Annotated in this window: 13 protein-coding genes; 9 read left to right on the top strand and 4 right to left on the bottom strand. The window is 43.4% G+C overall.

Annotated features, from left to right (window positions below; genetic code table 11):
• The first annotated feature begins 17 nt into the window (after positions 1-17).
• From MHN30_RS11650 to MHN30_RS11640, 3 genes are all read left to right on the top strand, one after another.
• Entirely contained in the window at positions 18-848 is an 831-nt protein-coding gene (locus MHN30_RS11650) for an alpha/beta hydrolase (protein WP_130165755.1), read from the top strand.
• Positions 849-1,199: 351 nt separating this feature from the next.
• Positions 1,200-1,409 (top strand): cold shock domain-containing protein, encoded by a 210-nt coding sequence (locus tag MHN30_RS11645; RefSeq protein ID WP_010370225.1) that lies wholly within the window; start codon positions 1,200-1,202, stop codon positions 1,407-1,409.
• Between the two features lie 727 nt (positions 1,410-2,136).
• Positions 2,137-2,706, top strand: coding sequence for a DUF4879 domain-containing protein (locus MHN30_RS11640; RefSeq protein ID WP_239359716.1), 570 nt, complete (start codon positions 2,137-2,139; stop codon positions 2,704-2,706).
• 63 nt (positions 2,707-2,769) lie between these two features.
• Here MHN30_RS11640 and MHN30_RS11635 read toward each other — a convergent pair whose 3' ends face one another.
• Positions 2,770-3,216 carry a hypothetical protein gene (locus MHN30_RS11635; protein WP_069020947.1) on the bottom strand — a complete coding sequence of 149 codons (447 nt, stop codon included), beginning with the start codon at positions 3,214-3,216 and terminating at the stop codon, positions 2,770-2,772.
• Positions 3,217-3,382: 166 nt separating this feature from the next.
• Between MHN30_RS11635 and MHN30_RS11630 the strand changes: the two genes are divergently transcribed.
• Positions 3,383-3,724 carry a zinc ribbon domain-containing protein YjdM gene (locus tag MHN30_RS11630; protein WP_239359715.1) on the top strand — a complete coding sequence of 114 codons (342 nt, stop codon included), beginning with the start codon at positions 3,383-3,385 and terminating at the stop codon, positions 3,722-3,724.
• Positions 3,725-3,991: 267 nt separating this feature from the next.
• Here MHN30_RS11630 and MHN30_RS11625 read toward each other — a convergent pair whose 3' ends face one another.
• The gene (locus tag MHN30_RS11625; RefSeq protein WP_010603817.1) at positions 3,992-4,339 is read right to left on the bottom strand and encodes a RidA family protein; all 348 of its coding nucleotides are present in this window, start codon (positions 4,337-4,339) and stop codon (positions 3,992-3,994) included.
• Between the two features lie 144 nt (positions 4,340-4,483).
• Between MHN30_RS11625 and MHN30_RS23825 the strand changes: the two genes are divergently transcribed.
• A complete protein-coding gene (locus MHN30_RS23825) occupies positions 4,484-5,578 on the top strand; it encodes a methyl-accepting chemotaxis protein (protein ID WP_052258321.1) in 1,095 nt (364 codons plus the stop codon).
• An 8-nt stretch (positions 5,579-5,586) separates the two neighbouring features.
• Here MHN30_RS23825 and MHN30_RS11610 read toward each other — a convergent pair whose 3' ends face one another.
• Together MHN30_RS11610 and MHN30_RS11605 are read right to left on the bottom strand one after the other, a co-directional pair.
• On the bottom strand, positions 5,587-6,312 hold the full coding sequence (locus tag MHN30_RS11610) for a transporter substrate-binding domain-containing protein (RefSeq protein ID WP_239359714.1): 726 nt from the start codon (positions 6,310-6,312) through the stop codon (positions 5,587-5,589).
• 19 nt (positions 6,313-6,331) lie between these two features.
• Positions 6,332-7,072, bottom strand: coding sequence for a transporter substrate-binding domain-containing protein (locus MHN30_RS11605; RefSeq protein ID WP_239359713.1), 741 nt, complete (start codon positions 7,070-7,072; stop codon positions 6,332-6,334).
• A 246-nt stretch (positions 7,073-7,318) separates the two neighbouring features.
• On the opposite strand from MHN30_RS11605, the gene MHN30_RS11600 reads away from it, so the two are divergent.
• From MHN30_RS11600 to acnD, 4 genes are all read left to right on the top strand, one after another.
• Positions 7,319-7,993 (top strand): GntR family transcriptional regulator, encoded by a 675-nt coding sequence (locus MHN30_RS11600; protein WP_176474655.1) that lies wholly within the window; start codon positions 7,319-7,321, stop codon positions 7,991-7,993.
• A gap of 14 nt (positions 7,994-8,007) precedes the next feature.
• Positions 8,008-8,886, top strand: coding sequence for a methylisocitrate lyase (gene prpB / locus MHN30_RS11595; protein WP_010603812.1), 879 nt, complete (start codon positions 8,008-8,010; stop codon positions 8,884-8,886).
• Positions 8,887-8,964: 78 nt separating this feature from the next.
• Positions 8,965-10,086, top strand: coding sequence for a 2-methylcitrate synthase (prpC, locus tag MHN30_RS11590; RefSeq protein ID WP_239359712.1), 1,122 nt, complete (start codon positions 8,965-8,967; stop codon positions 10,084-10,086).
• Positions 10,087-10,160: 74 nt separating this feature from the next.
• A complete protein-coding gene (gene acnD / locus MHN30_RS11585; protein ID WP_239359710.1) occupies positions 10,161-12,755 on the top strand; it encodes a Fe/S-dependent 2-methylisocitrate dehydratase AcnD in 2,595 nt (864 codons plus the stop codon).
• Positions 12,756-12,757: the final 2 nt, after the last annotated feature.

Genomic DNA, 12,757 nt, shown 5'->3' with positions numbered 1-12,757 from the left:
GATATCAAGGAAACGATATGTATCGCACGCTAACTTTATTTGGGTTGTTGTTCGTTAATAGTGCTTATGCACAGATTGCGCTCGAACGTGATATTCAAGAGCACATCGTGGTTGCGAACAAAGTATCTTTGCAGGTTTATCATGTTGCGGGCAATGAACCTGCCGTTGTTTTTGAAAGTGGTTCTGCAGCGCCTGCAATTTATTGGACACCAGTAATGATGGGTCTCGCGCAGCAAGTACCCAATACATTGGTGGCCTATAACCGTGAAGGTTATGGCAAAAGCGAGCTTAGCCGCAGAGCCTATAGTGTTGATACGGATAATCGTAATCTTCGTGAAGTGTTGAGAGCGCTTGATATTCGGCCGCCGTTTATCTATGTCGGTCATTCATACGCATACTATGTAATGCAAAACTACATCACCTATTATCCTGAGCAAGTTGCAGCCTTGTTGTATGTTGACCCTGTGACCGTTTACTTCATTGATAAAACCCATGCCTTAGCGCAGGATAAGCTACTTCACCCCTTGAGTACTCTGCCAGAAAATACCTTCGGTGAAGCTCTGCGCCGAGAAACTCAAGCGCTAAGTGAAACAGTTGCGAGTGTTCGGGCGCACCAAGCACCTGAGCATATTCCGTGTCGTGTTATCGTTGCCCAAAGACCATTTGATCCAACTCAACGCGATGTTAAAGCATGGCGAGAAGGACAAGAAGCATTGGCATCACATTGTGATTCTGAGCTAATTATTGCCAAGGGAAGCGACCACACCGTACCTATGAAAGCCCCGCAAGTGGTTGTCGAGCAAGTGGTGCAATTAATTCGGGAATTAGAGTCAAAAAAGCCTCTCTAGCTTTATGAATATTTTATTGCAATCTCTATTATTTACACAGGGTTAGGGGAATAATGTGTTTAAAAAATAGGGTGTTGAAAAAGCCGTGAAAAAAATATTGATATTTGTCATTAGCAAGTCATATTGATGATTAAAAATACATTGACTTAGGGCGGAATCCCTATATGATGTTCATAGACAGAATTTGAGTCAGTGTTTTAAAATCTCCATTACGTTGTTGTATAAGTGTTTGCTTGTAGTAGTACCGTCCTGAAGTTTTATCCACTCTACAAATTTAGGTCTATGCGCCCACATGGGCATAGCTCATCAATGCGCAGCATTGGTTTTTGTTTTTATATCAGGATTAGTATTATGTCTAACACTCTTACAGGTACCGTTAAGTGGTTTAACGAGTCTAAAGGTTTTGGTTTCATCGCTCAAGAAAATGGCCCTGACGTGTTCGCACACTTCAGCGCAATTACAGGTGACGGTTTCCGCACCCTAGCTGAAGGCGACAGAGTAGAATTCACAGTTACTGACGGCCAGAAAGGTCCTCAAGCTGAGAAAATCGTTAAGCTTTAATCGCTTAATTGATGAAGAAAAAGCAAGCTAAGGCTTGCTTTTTTTGTGCCTGAATATCAAAAAATTTTCCACTCAGTCAATAAATAACCTGAGCTGCGGATAATTAATGCCTTTCTAGCAGCCAGTTTTAGCGCTAACTGCGTTGAATTCACTTCCAATAGCCAGCTATTGGTGCGTAAATTCGCCTTGCCTACAGGATGCAGGTACCTTAGCGAGAGCAGGACGCGGAAGCGGTGTTTTCCCTAAAACTCTCTGGCTAGACAAGGAGAAAACTAAGTTGTGCTTTAGCAACAATGAGTTGGAACATTCCTTATCCAAACCTCAAGTTAAATATAATCGCTTCAGTTTTTGACTATTACTCATCTACTTTCTACTTTACAACGCATTGGCATTACTGATGTCCAGCGTGCTTGGCTTATTTACCACTTGACCCAGATCCTGTTATACACTGAATGTAAATTAATTTGTTTATTTTGTTGTTTGATGTTCTTTTTGTGTTAATGTTTGTAACTGCCAGCGGCGGTTTATATCAATCCTCGTAATGAAGTTATCTACCTTTGAGTAGATGCCGCTTTAATTTTAGCTAAGCCATATGCATTTCAAGATTAACCTAAGAGCTTGTTTTAATTTTGAAAGTGTTATCCATAGCTTGCTAATGTGTATAAGTTAAAACGAATTGACATAACTGGCATCGATAACTTAAACAGTGTTTAAAAGGACAATTAAGATGAAGAAAAAAAGCTATTCAATGCTACTAATGTTGGCTCTCACTTCCGCATTTTCTGCTGTTGCTGGAGATATCGAGCAAGGTGTGATGAAAAACCCAACTACTTACTATTCGCTAGACTTTGAACAATCCCCACTAGCTATGCATGCACCTGTCGCGAGAGATGAGTTTTCAATGAGTAGTGCTGAGATCATGCCAATGGCACCGGCTCAAGGGATCACGTATTTTGAGCTGGGTATCGTACGTTCGCAATTAGGCGGCGATCAGACTATTTCACAAAGTCAACTTTCTACAGGAACTAACCACGGTGGCAGCTATCTATTTATCTACGCTTGGCAGTTTGGTTATGGCAATCCGAATAATGCGGTGATGAATGGGATCTCTAAATCAACTGGATTGAGTGAAGCTCGGTGTGGCAACGATTTACACCGTTGTTCGGTTGGGGAAACTGTCACGGGTTGGTTGTATGGTTGGGACTTCTCAGGTCAAGAGTCTGGTCAAGTTAAAGTTTCTTCAAATTCAACAGCTTCGCCATTTGGTACGTCAAGCGACTCGCTTTATATTAATTAGTTTGATTTGAACTAAACACTAAGGTGCATTTGAATAATACTAAATGCACCTATCTAGAATATTTTAGCCATTTAGTCCCTTTCTTTCACTGTTGAGCCTTTCCAAAATCGATATCGAATTTAAATAGTTGGCTCTAGCCTCTTTGGTTTGAGCTGAAAGCGAGTTTGATAAACTAAAAGTATGTTTCATGTCATTAAGTAGATTGTATTTTTGAGATGGATTTTCCACCATAGAAGTTGGAGCACCGATCGCCATCATTTGACCAGTACTGATAAGCCCCCCTTCAAACAACTCTTTAGACATAGCGCGAGCTTCTTGAGCCGAAATATTATTTACATCATATTTAGAGGCAATATTTTGCCAGTTTTGGTGCGCTTGTTTGCCAGCCTCACTGATTGCTACAGTATCTGTGGCTACTACTTCCTGTTTCTCATCTTGTCGAGACGTGGACTGCTGTTGTACAAGTTGAGAGTATACGGCACTGACATTACTAGATTGATTAATAATCATTGAGAATTCCTTCCATGCATTTGGTTAAATACGATTATTAGTTAGCAAATTGAGTGCCAAAAACTCACCCTAAATTCTCGGATCGAAAGAGTTGACATTATCCCTATTAAATTCAGAACGTTGATATTACTATGTGCTTTAAATTGAATTAGCGAATGGACAATATATGTCTTTACCACCTTGCCCCAAGTGCAATTCTGAATATGTTTATCAAGATCAAAGTCAGCTAGTATGCCCTGAATGTGCTTACGAATGGGATCCAAGCGTGACTGCTACCGAGGACGACATTCAAGTAAAAGATGCCAATGGCACACTATTAGCGGATGGCGATAAAGTCACTGTGATTAAAGATCTTAAGATTAAAGGCAGCTCACAAGTCATTAAGATTGGCACTAAGGCTTTGGTAAGGCGCGTGCTCGATAAAAAAGACCATGAACTTGACTGCAAAGTTGATGGTGTTGGCGAAATGTTGGTTACGGCGAAATTTGTGAAAAAAGCAAATACTTAAGTGGATAAGTGTTCAGAGGTTATGGAGTTTTAAAGCGCCATTGACCGCCGCGAAAGTTAGCACTCATAAGGTCACTGGAGTCACAGACACGCAAAGCAGAGAAGCCATAGTGTTGTGGTTCAATAAATCCGGACACTACTTTAGGTGGTATCATTACCACCTGACACTGATTCGTCAAATACGGCTGTCAAATTTGATCAATATCTAAAAACCAAATCTGACAGAGTAAAGGCAAGCCCTATCTAAATCAGGCTTATGTTTTTTAGACTAGATTTCTGCAGCAACCACCGAAATCTCAACAAGTAATGCATCACGAGCCATGCTCGCTTCTACGCAAGCGCGAGCTGGTGCATAACCTTCAGGCACCCATGCATCCCAAACCTCGTTCATTTCTGCAAAATACTTCATGTCTTTAATATAAATTGTCGCAGAAAGAATGTGTTTGCGGTCGCTGCCTGCTTGAATAAGTAGCTCATCAACTTTCTCAAGCATGGTTTCAGTTTGTGCCCTAATTCCTTGCTCGGCGTCTTTACAGACTTGGCCACATAAATAAATAGTACCATTGTGTTTTACAATGCGGCTCATTCGTTGTTTGGTATCAATTCGTTCAATCACTGTTTTTCCTCTCTAATCGTTACTGTAATCAGCAGGTTTAATAGCGAAATTTTATCCCTTTTCAAAGATATGGGCTACTCTTTACACTAGTAAACCAGTTTCACTAAACCATTCTCTTTTGCTCTTTTTTTGTAGGAGTGTTTGATGTTTTTCAAAAAGGATAACGTAACACAGCTGCTGGCCGAACTCGATTCTGTTAAAAATGATAATACATTACTTCAAGTACGCTTGGATGATGTTGAACGAAGATTACATACTGCCTATGAAGAAGCAGCAGAGGTGGCAAAAGCCGTTGAAATTGAGCGAACTATAGTACAAAACTTCTTTTTATCTTTAGAAATGCTTGATGCTGTGAGGCACGATGTGGCTACTTCGGCTGATCTACTGAAAGGTGAGGAAACGAGGTTAACGGGTAGTTTAAAAGATTTTCAGGGGATCAGTGAAGGGCTAACAAATTGTGTTCAAGTCTTGTGCGGCTTAACAGAACAATCTACACGTTTAAATACGTCATTTGAGCAATTATCGCAGTCAGCATCAGAAATTAATTCATTTGTTTCACAAGTACAGAGTATTGCTGAGCAAACCAACCTACTGGCTTTAAATGCGGCAATTGAAGCAGCCAGAGCCGGTGAGCAGGGCCGAGGGTTTGCTGTAGTAGCAGACGAAGTACGAACACTTGCAGGTCGTTCATCAGAAGCGGCTGAGAAAATCTCTAGTTTAACTAACGTGACAACGCAGCACACTGATAATGCATTTGAACATGTTAAGCAAAGTACAGAAGAGACGCTGGTAGTATCTAATACAGCCTCAGAAATCAATGAATCCGTCGGATCTATGGCTTCAACCTCAAAAATGATGGCCGATGTAATTTCAGCAGCCAGCATGAGCACGTTTGTGCAAACGGTGAAGCTCGATCACTTAGTTTGGAAAGTAAACATTTACAAGGCGATTCGAGAAGGTAAGGAGGGGGATGAAAGCAAATTTGCCGATCATCATCAATGCCGCTTAGGTAAGTGGTATTACGAGGGAGAAGGTAAGGCTGATTTTTCTAATTACGGTGATTATAAACGTCTAGAATCACCTCATGCCAAAGTGCATGAATCGGGAATTAGTGCATTGCGAGCTAGTGCGCGAGGTGACAAAGAGACACTGATTTCTATGTTAGCAAATATGGAAAATGCCAGTATGGAGGTATTTGATTGTCTAAACGGTTTAGATAGTAAAATGAGAGCCCCATAAATGCTGTACTACAGCTCTAAAACGCGTCGGTAAGCTTCTGTTTTACTAATCTTAGTAAATGCACTACGTAGTCTCTCAACGATCGCTAAAGGTAACTGGTTGTTCGTTGCAAGGTAACCTTTTACCGAGAGTGCTTCCACATCGTATAAAAAGGTAAAGTGGTCAGCAGGAAGGTTAAGCTCTATGGCCATGGTTTTGATATAACGCGGGTCATCAATCACTAAATCAACCCTATTTGCGACGAGTAACTCATATGATTTTTCGATGTCGCTGGTTTGAACAAAGTTAAATCCAAGTGCTTTAAGTGTGCCTTCGGCGATATCACCACGCTGAACTGCTATTTTGTATTGTTTAGCATCCTCAAGTGATTGAATTTTTATGTCCTCACGATAGCGATTGGTAACAAACCCTAAATGAAACACAGCAACGGGGCCAATCCAATGAAAGCTGTCTTCTCTCGCGGGGGTCTTTGCGATGCTATAAATCAAGGTATGTTTGTCATGCTGCGCTAATTTAAAAGCTCTAGCCCAAGGGTAAATAGAAAACTGTCCCTCAAGTTCAGCCGCTTTTAAAATCGCTTTGACCAGATCGGTACTTGAGCCTGCAACTTGGTGGTTTTCTATGGTTTGATTGGGTGGAGAAAGTTCCGTAACAACCTGTAATTTCGCCCATAAGGGCAACGGGCTAATCAGTAAAATAAACAGTAGTAGACGTCCAACAACAGCATTCGTCATTACCAAACTACTCCACACATTAATGCGTTAATCTATATTTAGCATAGATGGATTTTATTTTTCCGTCATTAACCATTCGTCGCAAGGCGATATTTATTTCCGTTTGTAACTCAGTTAGATGAGGCTGTAAGCGCATATGTACGGGTAATCGGCTTATTTCATAGCAAGACTGAAATTTTCGATACTTTGGTTGTTGTGAAATATAGTAGTCTGCTGTCACCGAACCAATCATGATGTAGTCTAAACGCTCATGTTCAAGCTGTGCGAGCAGTTCTTTCTCCGATACATTTTCATAAACTACTATCTTGTCTTCGCCTAAGTGCGCTTCAAAATTATCGTAACGATATCCTCTTACTTTGCCGACTAACGTGCCATAAAACTGCTCGGGTCTATGCTTGCCCACACAACGAGATTGATACCCAAGCAGCACTTCGGTTGAGAAGGCATAGTCGATGCTGTAAATCCCCGGAACGTCTGCTTCGGCCCGCCACACTTTATTGATCCCAGGTTCAATATCTATTTTACCTTGGTCGAAATAGCGCTGTCCTCTAGCGACAGAGAGCGGCATAAACTCAAATTGGTGTGAAGTCAGTTTTGCCAACTCTTGAAAAATGTCGACAAAAATACCTTTGGGTTTTCCCTGTTCTTCGAAATAGTAAGGAGGATTAGCACCGTGATAGACCAGTACGGTATAGGTTTTCGCCTGCGCTAAGCTGGTTATTAGCAGTAGGGGAAGCATTACTATTTGAAAACACCGCATCGTAATCTTCAGGCTAAAGTAAAGGTATCTTCATAATATGCATGATTTTTGAGCGATGCAATTAATCCTTTCCTGATACCGTATCGAGATAAATACATCAGACTGATTATTTGTCACAAGTTATAAATATGGTGAATACTGCTTATATTGAAAATTGTCGACAATTTACGGCGGGGCTGGTTGACGTACGCGTCAACCAGCACTATATTGTCTACAACTTAAATTACTAAGACTGGCTAACGAATGATGAGCTTTTTTGACGAGCAAGCGGTTACTTCTTCTGATAAAGCATTCTTTCGTATGCGAAAGGAAATTGTAGAAGGTGAAATAGCGGCAGGTTCTAAGCTCAGCGAAATGGAATTGTCGACAAAGTATGAAGTCAGCAGAGCGGTTGTTCGCGAGGCAATTAATCGCTTGGAGTCATGTCACTTAGTTGAACGTAAAGCCAATGTAGGGGCGCGCGTTGTTACTCTCACACCGGAAGGGTTAATGGAGCTTTATCAGATCCGTGAAGCACTAGAAGGTATGGCGGCAAGGCTTGCAGCGCAGCACATGACTGACACTGAAATTCAAGACTTAGAAGGTTTGTTGTCGAGTCAATTCGATGAAGTCAAAAACCAACATTCTTATTATCAAGAAGCGGGCGATCTCGATTTTCATTACCGCATTATTCTTGGCAGTAAAAATGCGAGTCTTATCTCTATGCTAGTCAATGGACTGTACCACTTGGTACGTATGTATCGTGTGCAGTTAGGGATGGCCGGTCCCCGCGTCACCACGGCATTTGACGAGCATAAACATATCGTTCGTGCGATCAGTAACCGCGACCCAGAACTGGCAGAAATACTGATGCGTCGACATATTCAATATTCTAAAAATAATATCGCAACCAAGTTAGCAAGCAATCAATCACACTTTTAAGAGAGAACATCATCATGAGCGCAGGAAAAAAATTTCGTGAAGCATTAAAAGCCAACAAACCGCTTCAAATCGTCGGCACTATCAACGCATATAGCGCGATGATGGCAAAGAAAATCGGTCATCAAGCTATCTATCTTTCTGGTGGTGGCGTTGCTAATGCATCTTATGGTTTACCTGACTTAGGAATGACATCTCTAAATGATGTAATTGCAGATGTTAGTCGCATTACCTCGGCTTGTGATCTACCTTTAATGGTCGACATTGATACTGGATGGGGCGGCGCATTCAATATTGCAAAAACCATCCGAGATATGGAAAAAGCAGGTGCAGCTGCGGTACATATGGAAGATCAAGTAGCGCAAAAACGCTGTGGTCACCGTCCAAATAAAGAAATCGTGTCGACCGAAGAAATGGTTGACCGTATTAAAGCAGCAGTTGATGCGCGCACCGATCCTGACTTTTTCATTATGGCAAGAACAGATTCTTTTGCACAAGAAGGGCTAGAAGCGGCAATTGAGCGTGCAAAAGCCTATGTTGCAGCAGGCGCTGATGGCATTTTTGCAGAAGCGGTACAAACTGAAGAACACTATCGCGCATTTAGCGAAGCACTTGATGTGCCCATCCTCGCGAATATCACTGAGTTTGGTAAGACAGAACTTTGGAACAAAGCTGAGCTGGGTGAGTGGGGTGTAGATATGGTGCTTTACCCATTGAGTGCGTTCAGAGCGATGAACAAAGCGGCGGAGCTAGTGTATCAGTCTATTTTAGAAAATGGGGACCAGAAAGCGGTACTCGATACCATGCAAACCCGAATGGATTTGTATGATTACCTTGGCTATCACGATTATGAGCAAAAGCTCGATGCATTATTCGCCGAAGGTAAGAATAAGTAAAAAATTAAAGCTGTTGAGGGTTGCTCAGCAGCACAAAATATCAATACCCAGCAGGTAAAAAATTCAGGAGACAATAATATGGCTAAAGTACTAAGTGGCGCGGGCCTTCGTGGTCAAGTAGCAGGAAAAACAGCACTATCAACGGTAGGTAAGTCGGGCTCAGGTTTGACTTATCGTGGCTACGATGTAAAGGATCTAGCTGAAAATTGTCAGTTTGAAGAGGTGGCTCACCTTATCCTTAAAGGTAACTTACCAAATCAAGCTGAATTAGACGATTATAAAAGCGAACTAAAAGCAATGCGCGGTTTGCCGCAGGCGTTAAAAGAAGTATTAGAACGTATTCCTGCTGATGCACACCCAATGGACGTATTACGTACGGGTTGTTCAATGCTTGGCAACCTTGAAGGTGAAGCAAGCTTTGATGAGCAAGGTAAAGTAACCGATCGCATGCTAGCAAGCTTCCCAAGCATTATTTGTTACTGGTATCGCTTTAGCCATGATGGCGTTCGTATCGATGTGGAGACGGATGACGATTCAATCGGTGCACATTTCTTACACTTATTGCACGGCGAAAAACCAAGTGAGCTACATGAGCGTGTGATGCACGTATCACTTATTCTTTATGCAGAGCACGAGTTTAACGCATCAACCTTTACAGCGCGTGTTTGTGCATCAACGCTTTCTGATATGCATTCATGTATTACTGGTGCGATTGGCTCTCTACGTGGCCCACTTCACGGTGGCGCAAACGAAGCGGCAATGGAAATGATTGAGCGCTTTGAATCTGCGGATCACGCAGAGCAAGAAATGATGGGTATGCTTGAGCGTAAAGAGAAGATCATGGGCTTTGGTCACGCTATCTATTCAGAATGTGACCCTCGTAATGAAATCATCAAACGTTGGTCTGAAAAACTAGCGGCAGATGTGGGTGATACGGTACTTTACCCTGTATCTGTACGCTGTGAAGAAGTCATGTGGCGCGAGAAAAAACTATTCTGTAATGCCGATTTCTTCCATGCATCAGCTTATAACTTCATGAAGATCCCGACTAAATTGTTCACACCAATCTTTGTTATGTCACGCTTAACAGGTTGGGCTGCACACGTTATGGAGCAGCGCGCAGATAACCGTATCATTCGTCCATCGGCGGAATATACTGGCGAGGAGCTACGCCCAGTTCCTGCCATTTCTGAGCGTTAATCGAACACTGTTCGAATCTATTCTGGCGGTCGCCATGGCCGCCTGTTCTCCGTCACCGATTGTTGGAAGTTGCTATGAATACTCAATTCCGTAAACGTTTACCTGATTCTGAGCTTTGCTATTACGATACAAAAGAAGCGGTAGAAGCCATCAAACCAGGTAGCTACGAGACTTTACCTTATACCTCACGCGTCCTTGCTGAAAACTTAGTACGCCGCGCTGAGCCTGAAAAACTCAATGATTATCTTGAACAAATTATCGAGCGTCGTCGCGATTTGGACTTTCCGTGGTTTCCAGCTCGTGTGGTTTGTCATGATATTTTGGGTCAAACTGCACTAGTCGACCTTGCGGGTTTGCGTGATGCTATCGCTGAAAAAGGCGGCGATCCGGCTAAAGTCAATCCAGTCGTACCGACTCAACTGATTGTGGATCACAGCTTGGCTGTAGAGCACGCCGGTTATGAAGAAGATGCATTTGAGAAAAACCGCGCGATTGAAGACCGTCGAAATGACGACCGTTTTCATTTTATCAACTGGACGAAAACGGCATTTAAAAACGTTGATGTGATCCCGCCAGGCAACGGTATTTTGCACCAAATCAACTTAGAAAAAATGTCGCCAGTTATTCAAGCGCGCGACGGTGTTGCCTTCCCAGATACGCTTGTTGGCACCGACAGCCACACGCCACACGTTGATGCACTTGGTGTTATTGCCGTTGGTGTGGGTGGCCTTGAAGCTGAAAGCGTGATGCTTGGCCGTGCTTCCTACATGCGATTGCCGGATATTGTTGGGGTTGAAATCATTGGCAAACGCCAACCGGGGATCACCGCAACAGATATCGTACTGGCGATCACTGAGTTTTTGCGTAAAGAGCGCGTCGTTTCTAGCTACTTAGAGTTCTTTGGTGAAGGTACGCAAGACCTTAATTTAGGTGACCGTGCGACAATTTCAAACATGACACCAGAGTACGGTGCAACCGCGGCCATGTTCTACATCGATGAGCAAACCATTGATTATTTGAAGCTCACAGGCCGTGATGACGAGCAGATCAAGCTGGTGGAAAAATACGCTAAGCTAACAGGACTTTGGGCTGATTCCCTAGAAAACGTGCAGTACGAGCGTGTACTTAAGTTTGATTTGTCGACGGTGACGCGTAATATTGCCGGTCCTTCAAATCCGCATCGCCGCGTTGCAACTAACGACCTTGCTAATCAAGGTATCGTTAAAGAGATTGAAGCGCCAAAAGATGGTTTGATGCCAGATGGCGCGGTGATCATCGCTGCGATCACCAGCTGCACGAATACCAGTAACCCACGCAACGTAGTTGCCGCAGGCTTGCTAGCACGTAATGCCAATAAATTAGGCCTTGCTCGTAAACCTTGGGTGAAAACGTCTTTTGCACCGGGGTCAAAAGCGGTACGTTCTTATATGGAAGAGGCAAAGCTCCTACCTGAGCTTGAGCAGCTCGGTTTTGGTGTTGTTGCCTTTGCTTGTACGACTTGTAATGGCATGAGTGGCGCACTTGATCCGAAAATTCAACAAGAAGTGATTGACCGTGATTTATACTCAACGGCAGTGTTATCGGGTAACCGTAACTTTGACGGTCGAATTCACCCTTACGCAAAACAAGCCTTCTTAGCTTCACCACCGTTGGTTGTGGCTTATGCAATTGCAGGCACCGTGCGCTTTGATATTGAAAATGGTGTTTTAGGTCGCGACCAAGAGGGCAATCCAGTCACGCTTAAAGATATCTGGCCAAGCGATGAAGAAATCGATGCGGTGATCAAAGAAAGCGTAAAACCAGAGCAGTTCCGCGCCGTTTATGAGCCAATGTTTGACCTCTCGGTAGACTATGGTGAAGACAACGACCCACTTTATCAGTGGCGTCCAACGAGTACCTATATTCGTCGCCCTCCATATTGGGAAGGGGCACTCGCGAGTGAGCGCTCCATGAAAGGTATGCGTCCATTAGCGATTTTAGGGGACAACATCACGACTGATCATTTATCGCCATCGAATGCGATTTTAGCAAGCAGTGCGGCGGGTGAATATCTGGCCAAAATGGGCTTACCAGAGGAAGATTTCAACTCATACGCGACACACCGAGGTGATCACTTAACGGCGCAGCGTGCGACATTCGCCAACCCCAAACTGTTAAACGAAATGGTGGTAGAAAACGGTGAAGTAGTACAAGGTTCACTGGCGCGTGTTGAGCCTGAAGGCAAAGTCACCAGAATGTGGGAAGCCATCGAAACCTATATGGAGCGTAAACAACCGCTGATCATCGTTGCTGGCGCAGATTACGGCCAAGGCTCGTCTCGTGACTGGGCTGCAAAAGGTGTGCGTTTGGCTGGAGTTGAAGTTATCGCAGCAGAAGGGTTTGAGCGTATTCACCGTACTAACTTAATCGGTATGGGTGTACTACCGCTTGAGTTTAAAGCGGGCACTACCCGTAAAACGCTTGAACTTGACGGTACAGAAACCTATGACGTTGAGGGTGAACCAGCACCAGGTGCTACATTAACTCTCGTGATTAACCGTCAAAGTGGTGAGCGTGTAGCGGTGCCTGTGACTTGTCGATTAGATACCTTTGAAGAAGTATCTATTTACTCTGCAGGTGGCGTGTTACAACGCTTTGCTCAAGACTTCCTCGAAGCGGAAGGCGTATAACC

The sequence above is a fragment of the Pseudoalteromonas sp. OF7H-1 genome (genome assembly GCF_022347825.1).
In the GTDB taxonomy this organism is placed as follows: Bacteria; Pseudomonadota; Gammaproteobacteria; order Enterobacterales; family Alteromonadaceae; genus Pseudoalteromonas; species Pseudoalteromonas maricaloris.
The sequence above is the reverse complement of the archived record's forward strand: the minus strand, read 5'-3'. Positions and strand labels throughout refer to the sequence as shown.

Bases quoted from the DNA above. Each gene is read 5' to 3' on its own strand.
- MHN30_RS11650 (WP_130165755.1), top strand. From the start codon at position 18: ATGTATCGCACGCTAACTTTATTTGGGTTGTTGTTCGTTAATAGTGCT.
- MHN30_RS11645 (WP_010370225.1), top strand. From the start codon at position 1,200: ATGTCTAACACTCTTACAGGTACCGTTAAGTGGTTTAACGAGTCTAAA.
- MHN30_RS11640 (WP_239359716.1), top strand. From the start codon at position 2,137: ATGAAGAAAAAAAGCTATTCAATGCTACTAATGTTGGCTCTCACTTCC.
- MHN30_RS11635 (WP_069020947.1), bottom strand. From the start codon at position 3,216: ATGATTATTAATCAATCTAGTAATGTCAGTGCCGTATACTCTCAACTT.
- MHN30_RS11630 (WP_239359715.1), top strand. From the start codon at position 3,383: ATGTCTTTACCACCTTGCCCCAAGTGCAATTCTGAATATGTTTATCAA.
- MHN30_RS23825 (WP_052258321.1), top strand. From the start codon at position 4,484: ATGTTTTTCAAAAAGGATAACGTAACACAGCTGCTGGCCGAACTCGAT.
- MHN30_RS11610 (WP_239359714.1), bottom strand. From the start codon at position 6,312: ATGACGAATGCTGTTGTTGGACGTCTACTACTGTTTATTTTACTGATT.
- MHN30_RS11605 (WP_239359713.1), bottom strand. From the start codon at position 7,072: ATGCGGTGTTTTCAAATAGTAATGCTTCCCCTACTGCTAATAACCAGC.
- MHN30_RS11600 (WP_176474655.1), top strand. From the start codon at position 7,319: ATGAGCTTTTTTGACGAGCAAGCGGTTACTTCTTCTGATAAAGCATTC.
- prpB (WP_010603812.1), top strand. From the start codon at position 8,008: ATGAGCGCAGGAAAAAAATTTCGTGAAGCATTAAAAGCCAACAAACCG.
- prpC (WP_239359712.1), top strand. From the start codon at position 8,965: ATGGCTAAAGTACTAAGTGGCGCGGGCCTTCGTGGTCAAGTAGCAGGA.
- acnD (WP_239359710.1), top strand. From the start codon at position 10,161: ATGAATACTCAATTCCGTAAACGTTTACCTGATTCTGAGCTTTGCTAT.